12 protein-coding genes are annotated in these 14094 nt (G+C 38.7%); 2 read left to right on the top strand and 10 right to left on the bottom strand.

Going from position 1 to position 14094, the window contains the following annotated elements; all coding sequences use genetic code 11:
- Positions 1 to 71: 71 nt before the first annotated feature.
- The 8 genes from atpE to ACNR9Q_RS03695 form a co-directional block, all read right to left on the bottom strand.
- The gene (atpE, locus tag ACNR9Q_RS03730) at positions 72 to 260 is read right to left on the bottom strand and encodes an ATP synthase F0 subunit C (RefSeq protein WP_013993139.1); all 189 of its coding nucleotides are present in this window, start codon (positions 258 to 260) and stop codon (positions 72 to 74) included.
- A gap of 39 nt (positions 261 to 299) precedes the next feature.
- The gene (atpB, locus tag ACNR9Q_RS03725; protein WP_419213264.1) at positions 300 to 1478 is read right to left on the bottom strand and encodes a F0F1 ATP synthase subunit A; all 1179 of its coding nucleotides are present in this window, start codon (positions 1476 to 1478) and stop codon (positions 300 to 302) included.
- An 88-nt stretch (positions 1479 to 1566) separates the two neighbouring features.
- A complete protein-coding gene (locus ACNR9Q_RS03720; RefSeq protein WP_419213263.1) occupies positions 1567 to 1959 on the bottom strand; it encodes a DUF6168 family protein in 393 nt (130 codons plus the stop codon).
- 7 nt (positions 1960 to 1966) lie between these two features.
- Positions 1967 to 2191 (bottom strand): AtpZ/AtpI family protein, encoded by a 225-nt coding sequence (locus ACNR9Q_RS03715; protein WP_419213262.1) that lies wholly within the window; start codon positions 2189 to 2191, stop codon positions 1967 to 1969.
- Positions 2169 to 2606, bottom strand: coding sequence for a bactofilin family protein (locus tag ACNR9Q_RS03710; RefSeq protein ID WP_419213261.1), 438 nt, complete (start codon positions 2604 to 2606; stop codon positions 2169 to 2171). Before ACNR9Q_RS03710 ends, ACNR9Q_RS03715 begins: the two co-directional genes overlap by 23 nt.
- Positions 2607 to 2609: 3 nt before the next feature.
- Positions 2610 to 5165, bottom strand: a complete 2556-nt coding sequence (locus ACNR9Q_RS03705) for a tetratricopeptide repeat protein (protein WP_419213260.1) — start codon at positions 5163 to 5165, stop codon at positions 2610 to 2612.
- A 332-nt stretch (positions 5166 to 5497) separates the two neighbouring features.
- Positions 5498 to 6193: an ABC transporter ATP-binding protein gene (locus tag ACNR9Q_RS03700; RefSeq protein WP_419213259.1), complete on the bottom strand. Its 696-nt coding sequence runs from the start codon at positions 6191 to 6193 to the stop codon at positions 5498 to 5500.
- Positions 6194 to 6242: 49 nt separating this feature from the next.
- Positions 6243 to 7712, bottom strand: a complete 1470-nt coding sequence (locus ACNR9Q_RS03695) for a DUF5687 family protein (protein WP_419213258.1) — start codon at positions 7710 to 7712, stop codon at positions 6243 to 6245.
- A 137-nt stretch (positions 7713 to 7849) separates the two neighbouring features.
- On the opposite strand from ACNR9Q_RS03695, the gene ACNR9Q_RS03690 reads away from it, so the two are divergent.
- The gene (locus ACNR9Q_RS03690) at positions 7850 to 8899 is read left to right on the top strand and encodes an FAD-binding oxidoreductase (RefSeq protein WP_419213257.1); all 1050 of its coding nucleotides are present in this window, start codon (positions 7850 to 7852) and stop codon (positions 8897 to 8899) included.
- 191 nt (positions 8900 to 9090) lie between these two features.
- Positions 9091 to 10959: an SLC13 family permease gene (locus ACNR9Q_RS03685; protein WP_419213256.1), complete on the top strand. Its 1869-nt coding sequence runs from the start codon at positions 9091 to 9093 to the stop codon at positions 10957 to 10959.
- Between the two features lie 104 nt (positions 10960 to 11063).
- Here the strand turns inward: ACNR9Q_RS03685 and ACNR9Q_RS03680 are convergent, their stop codons facing one another.
- Together ACNR9Q_RS03680 and ACNR9Q_RS03675 are read right to left on the bottom strand one after the other, a co-directional pair.
- Positions 11064 to 13475, bottom strand: coding sequence for a TonB-dependent receptor (locus ACNR9Q_RS03680; protein ID WP_419213255.1), 2412 nt, complete (start codon positions 13473 to 13475; stop codon positions 11064 to 11066).
- 82 nt (positions 13476 to 13557) lie between these two features.
- On the bottom strand, positions 13558 to 14001 hold the full coding sequence (locus ACNR9Q_RS03675) for a hypothetical protein (RefSeq protein WP_419213254.1): 444 nt from the start codon (positions 13999 to 14001) through the stop codon (positions 13558 to 13560).
- Positions 14002 to 14094 lie beyond the last annotated feature (93 nt).

Genomic DNA, 14094 nt, shown 5'->3' with positions numbered 1-14094 from the left:
CTAAATCAATAATTAAAAAACACTTCCTGCAACCAACCGTTACAGGAAAATGTTCTTTGGTCTTTGCGTTCTTATTTTCCTAAGAACAAGGCACCGAATGCCAAACCTTCCAAAAGTGCAGCGATGATAATCATCGCAGTTTGAATTTTACCGGTCGCTTCTGGTTGACGGGCAATACCTTCCATTGCCTTACCACCAATTTGACCAAGTCCAATACCTGCTCCGATTACGATTAAACCTGCTCCAATTAAATTGTACATAGTAAACTGATTTATATATTAAATTAAATAAACTCGAAATTAAATAAAATCTCCTCTGACATCTTCTGCATCTGGAATGTCGTGCCCTTGCAAATCATGTTCATGATGATGATCATGCTCCGCAACCGCCATTCCTATAAACAAAGCGGATAACATAGTAAAGATATAGGCCTGTAAAAAAGCCACCAGCACTTCAATTAAAGTGATGAAGAAAGACAACACTAAAGAAAGACCCGTAGCACCTACTACCCCTAAACTATTTTTCAAGGTGAACATGATAGCGATCAAACTCATAACCACAATATGCCCCGCAGAAATATTCGCGAACAAACGCACCAATAACGAAAATGGCTTGATAATAAAAGCACCCGCTAACTCTATAATCGCCAAAACCGGTCTAATCAATACAGGAACACCAGGCATCCAAAGCATGTGCATCCAGTAATCCTTATTCCCACTGATTGTATATATGATCAAAGTAAAGATGGCCAAAGCTGCGGTCACCGCCAATTGACCCGTTACATTGAATCCAAAAGGAGTCAAGCCTAATAAGTTCAAAATCCAGATAAAAAAGAATACGGTCAATAAATACCCCGTGAACTTGCGGTACTTCTTTTCACCAATATTAGGTCTTGCGATTTCATCCCTTACATAGATTACCAAAGGCTCTAATACGCGCCCGAAACCTGTAGGTACTTTTTTGTTCTTATATTGTTTAGCCAAAGAGGAAAAAACGATCAGCATAAAAAGACCGACCAATAGAATACCCATTACACTTTTGGTGATGGAGAAATCTAACACTTTATGCGCGTTGGTCGCATGATTGGTTTCGTCTAATTCGACTTCGCTAGCTCCGGCTTCCAATTCATAAATCTTGCTATGCAATTTCACAAACTTAGAACCGTTGCGCTCTACAATTACCTCTCCTTCATCATCATGATGAAATGCGGAAGACATAAAGGTAGCCAAACCGTTGCTTGACCAAACGATTACGGGTAACGGAAAACCTACATGCTTACGCTCACCATTACTGGCGGTATAGGAAAACAAATGAAAGTCATGCGCATCCTTAATATGATGTAGAATATACTCGTTCACTTCTTCTTTAGAATCGACCGCAGGGTCTTGATCCTCATTAGAATACGCAAATCCTTGAATGGAAAAACATAGTACAAAAAGTATTACTGCCGTTTTCAACGTTTTAGAAACTTTCCTCATTATTTCTTTTTCAAAAATTAAGCTCTTGAAATTTTGCGCAAAAGTAGTCAATATTAACCTAAACTGCGCAAATTTAGAGCTTTAAAATTTAAGCTTTTTTGCCTTGCATTATTTTTGAAATGAAAATCACTTCAAGCGGCAAAAATACAATAACAGGAATTAATAAAGAAGCTCTAAATGAACGCGGTAACAAATCTTCTCCTAAAAGTTGTGGATAAAAAAGAGTGGCGAAAACAACTATTTTAAAAACCAATAGCCCCATATAGATAAAACCTAATTGATCAAAAAGTTTGTTTGATCGGGCCAACAATCGAAATATAATTAGCGTAGCCAATGAAAAACAAAGATGGAATACATAGGCATTTTGAAGTACTACCGTAAAACTTTCATGCTTTTCTTTTAGGAGAAAAAGATGAAAAAAATAAGAAGTCGTGCCTACCAAAAGCAACACGACTATATATAGTATGATTTTTTTGATCAACTGTTACCTATTTGTTTAAGCTCATAACTTTTTTGATGACCAAGTATATTGACAAGAAGACAGCAAGCATGGTGAGGGTATCCTCTAAATATGTTTTTTCAAACTTTGCATCTAGCCATTCGCCAAGCAGGTTTCCCAAATAGATGGTAGCTCCCATTTGAATGGCGATGCCCGATAAACTCGCAGCAGTCTTTAAAAGTTCTGAATTATCACGAGGCTTTTGCGGCTTCATTACTGTTGTTTGCCGTTGATCTAAATCCTGCGGAGCCATTAGCCCCCAATCCTTTTTTACCCCCCATGGAGCATGATGCATTAAAAGTAGCGCCTGGTTCAACCGCCAACTTACTCACCGAAACCGTTCCTTCTATAACTGCGGATGATTTTAAGGACAACAGGTCAGACACCATAAGTTCCCCATTAAAACTTCCTTCGATATCGGCGTTTACACATTCTACTTTTCCGTGGATATAACCATCTTTACCGATGACCACTTTTCCCGATGTTTTTACGTTTCCATCTAATTTTCCATCAATGCGGAAATCAGCTTCGGAGATAATATCTCCTTTAATTTTCGTGTTCTTCTCAATTCTGTTGGGTTGCCCTCCTATTTCACTCATAGCTTTAGGTTTTTGTCTGTCTGAAAACATGGTTTACGGTTTTGGGGTTAAAAGCGTATTTTTATAATCCTCTAAATTTTTATGTACCTGTATCACTTTGTAGTTGTCCGATAAAACTACGAAATTCTCATCAGCAACCCTGTAATCCCTATTGTTTTTTAGAAGCTCGGCATAGCCCAATGCAAAATCCTTTGACTTAAAACCATGTACTACTACAAATTCATCTTCAAGATTATAAATATCTTTTGAAACGTTATTTTTATAACGTAGATCCTTGATGGATTTTTTCAATAACTCCATCAACTTTAGAGCTTGGTCGTCGTGGCTCCGCTTAAAAGGAAAGACCACCTTCCAGTTCGATGTTCCTTTAGAATCGGTTTCAGGGGAAAATTCCTTGAGTTCTAATTTTGGAAGCTGTTCCTCAACCATTTGTTCCGCTTTCTTCCCCTCAGGATTGTTGGGATATGTCAACGCAACATAATTCAATGCCTCTTTAAAGGGCTCGAACCCTTGTAATCTTCCAATCGCATTTGCTTTTAACATTTCGAATTTTGGAACGATAGGATCCCCTGTATACCTATTTATATTCTCCTCAGCGCCCGTGATGACCTGCAAAAAATGTTGGTCGTTAAATTGCTTGAACAAGGCTTCATAACGCTTTTCTGGACTGTCGGAATTATCGGCCAATACCGCCTGCGGATTCAATAGAATTTCAGCATATCTAGAATCACCATGGTTGGCGATGATATCGGCCTTCATGGTTTCCTTTAGCGGACTACCTACTTCTTCATAGATCTTATACAGATTGTATTTTGATGGAAGCACCAATCGCTCTTCTGGATCGGAGGCCAAAACATATTCCAATTTATCAGCTGCCAAAAGATATTCATTGAATTTCTCTTTATAGATCAATCCTAATTGATAATTGGCAAAATTCCGCTCGGTCTTTAGACTATCGATTATGGCAACATCGGTAGGTACCCTGTCCATGTAATACTCCAACGAAAACTTCTCGTCATCACTAACGGCACTCAAGGTATCTGTAACCGTTGCTCCATTCTGTGCCAAATCATCGCTAGTAGCCCTAACCGATTTATCAGACCAACGCCAATCATCGGTTAATTCGCGATTACCCCATTTGTTCTTAAAATCGTTCTGGCCATAGCCTAGGCTAGTAATATTATAAAAATAAAATTTTCCTTTATTTTCCTTACCACCCTTGCTTTTATTAAATGCAACAAAACCATCGGTTATTCTATCCTTTTCTTTTTTCTGTGCAGCCTCTTTCGCCTTCTGTAAATCTTCAATATGTTTTCCGAAATAGGCCAATCGGTCCTCTTTGGGCATATCATAAACAGTGATGACACTATCGGCATATTGTACGATATCTTCATATTTGATTACATCCTCTAGATTATCCAACTTCTTTTTTATGGACCTGTATTTTTTGGTGTTCTCGTTTAAATTGGTGAGTACACTATCATAATATGCTCCAGCCGTTTTATAGCTGCTTTCATCAAAGTTATACTCCGCTAAGTTCTCATAGTTGAGCGCATTCAATTTCGGTTTGTTCTGTGTAGCACGCAATGATTTATTAAAGTAGTCAATGGCTAAACTATCCGATGCTTGTTCTAAATGAAATTCTGCTATCTGTCTGTAGATTTTATCTAAAAATGGCCTATTTTCCCTGTTTTCCTCCAAATCGGATAAATACTCAAAAATCTCCTCTTTATTATCAGCGGTTACTTCGGTATTCCTCAATTTTTCAATTTCGGCATTGATCATATATACCCTAGGGGACTTTCTGTTCAAATCTATGACCTTGTCAAAGGCATAATTGGCACTGTCTTTATATCCTAATTGATTGTATAATTGCCCTATGATATAATAATACCTTCCTTTTTCAGGATTCTTTTTGGTATAATAGGAAGCTATTTTAAGATTTTGAACGGCCGTATCAGGCGCATTTAGATTAATATAGGCTTGTGCCATAATAGCACGCGCATCGGCATACTCCTGATCTTTCAATTGTTCAAACTTGAACAATCGCTTTAAGTTCTTAATGGCCAAATCTTCGTTCTGCAAACGTATATTCACTTTCTCTCGCCAAATATTGGCCTCGTTCAACTTGTCACTTTCCGTATACTTATTAAGGATATAGTTGAAGGCTTCAAGCGCAGGCATATACCTTTCGTCAAAATAGCGGGCCTTACCCAGTAAGAGAAAAGCCTCGTCGGTTTGAGGGTTGCGCTCTACATTCTTAATATCCATACTATGGCGCTGTATGGCCTTGGTCGCTTTTTCCTCTGCCCGTAAAAAATTAGGGTTATTGTCCTCTGAATCGAGTTTTATCTCATCGCTTACGGCCAAGCGTTCAACGGGCAAGGTTTCAAAGTAGTCATCTTGGTAGGTATCGTTTAGTGTAGTACGACCTTCGTCAAAAGCAATATTTCCATTATATAAGGTATTGTATTTGGTATTGAGTGCATGCCATTTACGATTTATTAAAGCATCCTTTTTAGTGGAACATGCCGTAAAGAGCAAGGCCACTAAAATACCCGATAAAATAAGTTTGTTTCTAAGAATCAAAATAGACAGTCTACGTATGTATGTTTAACTTAAAAACATACATATTATTATGTAGTTCATCGGTAAACCGCATTTTTTATTTCTTAGATTTTCAAACATTTGGAAACTTCTATATTCGCTTCTAACCAACCAGGTAGTTTGTTTTGATTTTAAATCACCACAAACAAGTCTATTTTTTTGTCACTGACCCAAGAATTAAATGCTTTGTCGACTTTTAGAAAATTACAAAAGTTGAGCCTTTGGCATTAAACCGACCTATTGGTCGGTTATACCTCTTTTAAGCAACTTTTCGAAAAATCGACGAAAAACACTTTAGTCAACAAGTATAAAAATTATCCTGCAAAAAACACTTCCAATTCCTTAAGTGTTTCGGTAGATGTTTTGATGTCCTTCACTACTTCCCCTTTATTGAGTACTACAATACGTTCACAAACCTCCGTTACATGAATGAGGTCGTGACTAGACACCAATACGGTCACATCTTCTTTTGCCGTAAGTTCTTTAATAATCTGCTTCAGTCGGATCTGGGTGGTCGGATCTAGGTTAGCGAAAGGTTCATCTAAAATAACCACTTTTGGATTGCCAATGAAAGAAGCTACTATACCCGCTTTTTTCTGGTTTCCTTTAGACAGGTCTCTCAAATATTTTTTTTGCCCTAAGATTTCACCGTGAAAAAAATCGTCATAGGTTGCCAGCAAGGCGTCTACATCCGCTTTATTTTGCCCCCTTAAATCCCCAATAAAATAGAAATATTCTTCTGGAGTCAAATACCCGATCAAAAATGTTTCATCAATAAATGAAGAGGTAAAAGGCTTCCAGGCCTCACTTGTATTAACCTGCACTTCATTATTGATAATATGTCCTCTAGTTGGCTGTATCAGGTCTAATAACAAACTAAAAAATGTGGTTTTTCCAGCTCCGTTATTACCTACTAATCCAAAACTTTGTCCTGTAGGGATGGAAAGCTCTTCAATATTCAAGACCGTTTGCGAACCGTATTTTTTTGATAAATTTTCTATTGTAATCATATCTAAGAATTGAAATGGAACCTGTTTAGTTGTATTGTTCTGTTATTTATTAACTGCCTTTTTCCTTAAACCCAGCGATCATGCCGTATTTCTTATGCTTATATTGCTTCGTAACCAAGCCCATTAGGTAGTTTCTCATAGAAAAACCTATGATACCTAAAACTGCCAGTACCCCTGCGGCAACTTGCCACGAAACCAGATAATAAAATATGGAGAATAAAACAATGGGAACTATCAACACTGGCAGCATAATCAAGAATTGGGTAGCACTGGTTCCTTGCATGTTACCAAACGGACTTTGATCCAATTCAATTCTTTTTTTATTGAAAGATCCGAAAAACAAAATGACCGGTATGTTTACGCCCAAATTATAAAGAGCAGAGGCCAAATTAATCGCCAATACGTCCCAGCCAAAGTAAACATAAGGTATTGTCAAGAAAAACATGGCCACCACACTAACCGTAATTAAGGTGGCTTTTGACTCCAAGTACTTTCGCATGGGAATGTTCTGGGACATCATCATACTGTAATAACTACTATCCCAAGCTGGAATAAATTGTCCAAAATTACTCAAGAATATTCCTGTCATGAAAATACCCAAGAACACCTTCATCGGCATCATACCCGAATACATATCCTGGGTATAAAAGAACAATCCGTAGAACACAAAAAGGAGGGAAATATAGACCTGTGATTTGGTCCGCTTATTTCGCCAAATCATTTTTAGATCAAGTTGTAAAAACGAGCCCATTTCCCCAAAACGCTTGGTCCACGCCAAATTTGAGGCATTGGCCTCTACGCTCTTGGTCTTTAATCTGGCATCCAAGTAAATTTGATCTTTTAAAAACTGATAATTGATATAATATATTACTACCGCCAAGAATATTGGAACGAGTACCGTTACAGGATACGTATAAAGCGCGTGGAATATGGGTGCGAAAAGAGATTTAACCGAAAAAACACCAAAATAATCAAGGCCATATCCGGCTACTAGAACACTGGCGATACCAATTAACACTTTCTCGTTTTTATTAATGAGTAGGTTGATATAATTAATACAAATTACAAGTGCCATTATGCCCACCACCCATAACAATACGTTCAATGCCGGATATCCTTGAAACAAAAGAACAACGGCAAAAGGAGCAATTAGAAAAAGTGTTAACAGGTTATAAACCGAGGCGGCCGACCTTCCTAAAATATAATGCGCAATGGTACTTTTCTGAACAGGGGAAGTCAAAAATGGTTTTATATCCAAAACCGGTAATTTTTGCATAAAATAACGCATCAATAATTCGATGAGCATCCAATAGATAACATAGTGGCTTAAACTCCACATCGGACTTTGATCTGGGAATAATTTTCTAAGGATAAAATACATGCCCCCACCTAAGCCCACCAATGTAATGAGCATATACACTGCGAAAAAGCCCATTAAGATTTTAATGCCAAGGCTTTTACCTAAGTTGGAAGATCGAAAAAAGGATTTCCATTGTAATGAAAGCAATTGTTTGAACATGTAGGTTGGTTTTTAGCGTTCAAGGTATTGGTGTGTACAATCTATCATTTGTTACAGAACTTATATTTTTTTCTCAAACCCATTTTATATCGCTTACGCAATGCTTAATTTTGTGATCGATTTAAAGAAAAGAATATATGTCGCATTTTCATCCGCTAACGGTTAAGAACATTAAAAAATTAACGCCTACCTCGGTAGCAGTAACTTTTGCTATCCCAAAAGAGTTGGCGCAGACCTTTACCTTTACAGCCGGTCAATATATTACCATCAAAACAGAAATTAAGGGAAAGGAATTAAGAAGAGCTTATTCCATTAGTTCTTCTCCCGAAAAAGATGGTATCACCATCGCAATTAAAAAAGTGGATAGCGGCGGATTTTCAAATTATGCCAACAACAAACTCAAGGTTGGGGATACGCTAGATGTTATGGGGCCCGAAGGGCGTTTCGTTTTCAAGCCATCCAAAGAGATTAAAAATATAGCGGCATTCGCAGCAGGTAGTGGTATTACCCCGATTATGAGTATCGTTAAACAGGTTTTGGATAGCAATCCAAAAAACAAGTTCGTGCTTGTTTACGGCAATAAATCATATGAAGAAACCATGTTCTATACCGATTTGGTTAAATTGGAATTAGAATATTCCAATCGGTTTTTTGTCTATTTCACAAATAGCCAAATCCATGAAGACACCGCCCTATTTGGCCGTATTGACACATCAACCGTCAATTACGCCTTAAAAAACAAGCACAAGGATGTCAGTTTTGATGCTTTTTATCTATGCGGTCCTGAAGCCATGATTCACTTGGTCAAGGACACCCTCTTAGAAAATGGCATTGATAAGGATAAGATTCTCTTTGAATTGTTCACACCTACAGAAATCAAGGAAGAACTTCCCGTTCAAGTTGAAGGCCAAACTGCTATTACGGTAGTGGTCGATGATGAGGAATTTCAATTTACAATGGATAAAAAGTCCCTGGTCTTAGATGCCGTTCTAAAAGAAAATATCGATGCACCCTATTCTTGTCAAGGTGGGGTTTGTAGTAGTTGTATCGCAAAAATAAAAGAAGGAGAAGCGGAAATGGTCATGAACCAGATATTAACCGATAAAGAGATAGCCGAAGGTTTTATCCTAACCTGCCAAGCCCACCCTACCACACCTACCTTGAAAATCGATTATGACGATGTTTAAAAGTGTTTGATCTTTCTATTCGATTCATCTTTTATCGTTTGAACATTTTATAAGCTTCAGAAAATGAGGCCTGCAAATACGACTGCTAATATTTGCAGGCTTTTTTTATCTTTTCTGATCTAAATAAATTTTTATTGGGGCATACCAAAATTGGATTTAAAAATACCTTTGTAGGCTTTTAAATTTTTTTCATGACCACTGAAGTTATCCTTGTTTTCGGTATTATTTTGGCCGTAATACTACTCTTTGCCTTCGAGGTATTTCCGATGGACAAAATTTCCTTTTGTATTATCGCGGCCTTATTACTTACCGGGTTGGTATCTCCCGAAGAAGCCGTTAGCGGATTTTCTAACAAAGCGGTCATCACCATTTTGTGTCTTATGATTTTGGCGGTTGGCCTAGAGGAAAACGGGGCAATCTCTTGGCTGGCAAAAGGATTGAAGATTTTAAAGAATTGGCCTGTGGTATTGGCATCGGTATTTATCATGATTATCGCCGGCAGTATTTCCGCTTTTGTAAGTTCGACCGCAGTAGTCATCGTCTTCATAAAAATTGTTGCAGAACTACGGGAAAAATATCAACTGCCACCGGGTAAATTACTACTTCCTATTTCATTTGCAAGTATCTTGGGAGGTAGCTGCACCCTAATGGGCACCTCGACCAATTTATTGGTCAACAATATTTCTTCAAGGTATACCGGCGAACGTTTGGGCTTTTTCGAATTCTCTTACATGGGATTGCTATTTATGGGAATCTCCATCGGTATTATCACCTTGTTTTATAAGTTTTTACCAAAGGATACTGGCGGACTTTCAGAGAATTACGACCTTGATCGTTACCTCTTAACTTTAGAAGTCTTACCAGAATCGCCATTGGTGGGTATGAAAATGGGAGAAAGTTTTATGTTCAAAGAAACGGATATTACCGTTCTACGGTTGACCAGAAAAGGTGTTGACCGAAATCTTTTGGATGCTAACATAGTCATAAAAGCGAATGATATCATCCTTTTACACTGTAGTTTGGAAAATCTTCAAAAGATGCGGGGAGAAGGTTATTTTGATATTGACTTGGATGGAAAGGACACTATCGCATCGACCCAAAGCACAACGATAAAAAAAGTAGGGGTATCTGCCAAAAAAAATGAAAATGAATCAGATGATGGGGAAGTGGAAAAGGAGGACCGTACAGAAACACTTTTATTGGAACTTCTTTTGTTACCCGGTTCAAAATTTTTGGGCCGTGACTTGAATGAGCTTAAAACCATGCTGGTGCCAAGGGCAATCCCTTTGGCAGTAAATAAACGTAAAAAATTGACCATCCTAAAAACTCGACTTCACCAAAGTAATCAAGAATTTACACGCCTACATGTAGGGGATCGTCTATTGATACAAACGGATAGGGAATATGTTCAGAACTTCGAGAAAAGCAGTAACCTTGCGGTACTCAACCAGTTTGAAGGTGGGCCTCCTGCTACCCCATTCAAGAGGAATCTTTCTATACTAATTCTTTTAGGCACAATTGTTTTGGCTGCCACCGGAGTTTTTGAAGTGATGACCAGCGTCATTACCGGTACATTGGCCATGCTTTTATTTAAATGTGTGGAACTCAACCGTATTTATGAAAAAATCAATTGGCAAATCATCTTTCTATTAGCTGGGATGATACCGCTAGGTATTGCCATGAGTAATGCAAAAGCAGATACATGGATAACTGAAGAACTTTTAGCATTAATGGCAGGCCAGCGGCCTATGTTCATCATTGGTCTATTATTTCTAACCACGATGTTTCTTAGTAGTGTGGTTTCGAACAATGCAACGGCTATCATCATGGCCCCGATCGGAATTTCTTTGGCCAGTGGACTTGACCTAGACCCAAAACCTTTTATACTCTGCGTGATGTTCGCGGCGAACTTCAGCTTCTTTACACCTTTGGGCTACCAAACCAACGCCCTTGTCTATAGCATGGGCATTTACAAATTCAAACACTTTTTAGTTATTGGCGGGGTCATTTCGGCCGTACTTTGGGTAGTGGGCACGCTGCTTTTAAGCGCTATGTTATAAATAAACTATAGTAACTATTGAACCATTTATACTTCAATTTAAAATCAACAATAATAAAGAAACCCACCGCAAGGCCTAAAGACCTACGGTGGGTTTATTGTAATTTAAAAATCAGCCCTTAAAGAGAGCACAAAATTCCTTCCTGCACCAGAAAGACCAGAACTGTAGGGTCTGTACCTTTGGTCCGTAAGGTTTTCCAGTCCGCCGCTTACGCTTAAAGCATCTGTTAACCGATACATGGTTTTTAAATTTAATGTATACCATGAAGGGGAATAATTGTTGCCATTGGCATCTTTGGCATAGATTTCATCCTTGCCTTGTTCATCTAGGGCCAAATCCTCAAAACTACGCTCCCCCTGATACATCACATTAAATTCTAACATCAAATCTTTCTGAGAATATCGTAATCTACTTTTTCCAAATAAGGGTGCCGCGTGCCTCGAAGGACTTTTTGTACCATCGTCAAGTTCCTCTTCTCCCTTTTGATAGTTCAAGTCTGAAAGAAACTTAAACCCATCCGCTAACCTGACCTCTACTCCAGCCTGTACACCTCTCACATGAGCTACTGCCGCATTCTGTATGGCCTGCACTTTGCTCATTTCTCCATCATAAAGAATGCTTTCCTCCCCATTTAGTTGAAAATTCCTTCGCACAAGCGCATTCTCCAAAATGGTATAATACCCATTGATATCAAACTTAAGCGTCTCACCAAAAAACTTGGTTATACCTAAATCAAAGTTGTAAGCATATTCGGCCTTTAAATCAGGGTTTGGAACAGTAACAGCCCCAGGTTCAGAATCGAATACTTTGCCTACATCATCTACATTAGGGGAGCGGAAGGCCGTGCCAAAATTGGCTTTAAAAACCCAGCTTTCAGTAGGGTGAAAAACTGCTCCGATACTACCGGTCAAGGCTCCGTTATCGATTTTGGCCGTTGTAAAAGGAAAAGGATAGAACTCCAGATTATTGCTGAAATCTGCATCGAGGATGAACTGATTATATCTTAATCCCGCCTGAAGCATTAACCTATCGGAAACTTGAAGTTCATCGTTCACATAAGCTGCAATAGAATTCCATGTTGCATTTGGGTAGCGAGAAGGACCTTTTGAATCGTTCCCCATAGCAATATCGGTAACCTTACCTTCAGAAGCTACATCGTTCAAGACATACTCCGTTCCATAATACAGCGTATTTCTAGCTCCTATATTTTTAGTGAAATCAAGGTTTACGGAGTAGGCTTCTACCTTTTCAGTGTTCGTAGTACGGTCATCTCGGTTCAGTGAGCGGTCAATACGACTTTCTTCAAACGATTGCTGTGCCAAACGAACAGACATTTGGTCGTAAACGGTATTGTTTCCGTTATGGGAGATGTTCAAATTATTCATCATCCACTTTTGTGGTCCATAATCCCATTCTGCATAACGAAGGGTACCGTTTCGAAAGCGATTGTGCCTATCATACCTACCGTAGGAAGAGGTTTCAGAATAATGAAACCCATATTGAAAATCCCATGCTTCATTGGGTTTGAATCGAACCTTTTGCATTATGTTAATTTGCGAATAGGCCGATGGTATTTGTAGTAAGCGGTCTTCTTGGGTTATCACTACATCTACACTATCCTGTCTTTGAGGATAAACATCCTTAAGATAATCATCGGGGCCTTTACTTCCTTGGCGTAAATTGTCAAAATCCCAACTGCTGAAACTAGTCGCCAAAGCCCATTTTTTCCATCCGATGTTTATATCAAAATGGCCTGTTTTTTCAGTATTTGCAGAGGAGTATCGCGTTATGGCCTTGCCCGTAATCAATGGGTCATCTGTTAGGGAGAGTTGAGGTGTGAGGGTCTGAAAGCTCATTACTCCACCAATGGCATCACTCCCATAGATGACCGACCCTGGGCCGAACAGTACCTCTGTATTCTCAATAGCAAAAGGATCTAAATTAATAACATTCTGTAAATTTCCGCCACGGAATATCGCGGTGTTCATTCGAACACCATCAATGGTATAAATCAACCTATTGGTAGCAAAACCTCTAATCATAGGACTCCCTCCACCTTGTTGGCTCTTTTGAATAAAGACTGTTCCAGAAGACCCCAAAAGATCTGCCGCGGTCTGCGGATTTTGAAATGCAGCTTCACCACCTGTAATAACCACTATTTTTGATGGTATCTTGCTCGCATTTTGCTGCCAACGCGTGGCCGAAACCACCACTTGGTCCAAATCGAAACTCGCTTGTTCTAACTCTACTTTGAAATTTGCCGTTTGTAGTTGCCCGTAGTTCAAAACTTCGGTTTTATAACCCAGCATACGCACCTGTATTTCTTTTGCCCCCTTAAAGACGGCAATTTCAGCTTGTCCGTTTGTATTGGATGTAACAGATGCTCTAGGGGCATAACTAATAAGCACCACGCCTTCGAGTGGCCTTTGCGTTTCTTTATCTTTAATGGTTACCGTTTGGGAATAGGATAAAGCTATACCCCAAAAAAATAACCACAACATATATAGTTGTTTCATTCTGGTTTGTTTCTTTTTAAAATAAATAGCTATTGTCTACCGATTGATGAACCGGCAGACTATAAATCAAATGTGTATATATTCAGGTCTCTTCGGGTGGTGGAACGGGCGGGGAGAACATTAAATTATGATAGTGTGCCTTTTGAGAAATTTTCAAATTAGCTTCGCAGATTGTCCAAACCCTAAAATATGGGTATTTTTTCCAAAAAAGAGATTTATAAAAATGCGCTAGTTTTTCTTTGTTACTATTACGTTGTGGATCCTTTCCTAAAACTGAATCTACCAGACCCTGTAATCGTTTATTGATATCTGTCTCCTCATGATCTAGCCAGCACCAGTATTTAATGGTATCACCCTGTACCTCCTGTGATACAACATCATACATCTGGCCTTTGTATTCAAATTCCTTTGAATGCTCCCAACGTAATTCACTTTGTGATTCGCTTTCAGTAAACTTCAAGAGAACCAGCTCTTCTTTATCAAGACCAGCAATCATTTTCTGTTTTACCTCGTGCCGTACTTTCATTTTCTGGTACTGTAGCAAAAAAGATGTGGCAACCAAGGGGGCTGCGATACAGAATAATAATATGTAGGCCAATTTATACTTCAAGATGACGCA

Origin of the sequence: Maribacter sp. X9 (assembly GCF_048537565.1) — a bacterium.
Lineage (GTDB): Bacteria > Bacteroidota > Bacteroidia > Flavobacteriales > Flavobacteriaceae > Maribacter.
This window is presented reverse-complemented; position numbering and strand designations above follow the sequence as displayed.

Coding starts and splice junctions, on each gene's coding strand:
- atpE (WP_013993139.1), bottom strand. CDS start 260: ATGTACAATTTAATTGGAGCAGGTTTAATCGTAATCGGAGCAGGTATT.
- atpB (WP_419213264.1), bottom strand. CDS start 1,478: ATGAGGAAAGTTTCTAAAACGTTGAAAACGGCAGTAATACTTTTTGTA.
- ACNR9Q_RS03715 (WP_419213262.1), bottom strand. CDS start 2,191: ATGAAGCCGCAAAAGCCTCGTGATAATTCAGAACTTTTAAAGACTGCT.
- ACNR9Q_RS03710 (WP_419213261.1), bottom strand. CDS start 2,606: ATGTTTTCAGACAGACAAAAACCTAAAGCTATGAGTGAAATAGGAGGG.
- ACNR9Q_RS03700 (WP_419213259.1), bottom strand. CDS start 6,193: ATGATTACAATAGAAAATTTATCAAAAAAATACGGTTCGCAAACGGTC.
- ACNR9Q_RS03695 (WP_419213258.1), bottom strand. CDS start 7,712: ATGTTCAAACAATTGCTTTCATTACAATGGAAATCCTTTTTTCGATCT.
- ACNR9Q_RS03690 (WP_419213257.1), top strand. CDS start 7,850: ATGTCGCATTTTCATCCGCTAACGGTTAAGAACATTAAAAAATTAACG.
- ACNR9Q_RS03685 (WP_419213256.1), top strand. CDS start 9,091: ATGACCACTGAAGTTATCCTTGTTTTCGGTATTATTTTGGCCGTAATA.
- ACNR9Q_RS03680 (WP_419213255.1), bottom strand. CDS start 13,475: ATGAAACAACTATATATGTTGTGGTTATTTTTTTGGGGTATAGCTTTA.
- ACNR9Q_RS03675 (WP_419213254.1), bottom strand. CDS start 14,001: ATGAAAGTACGGCACGAGGTAAAACAGAAAATGATTGCTGGTCTTGAT.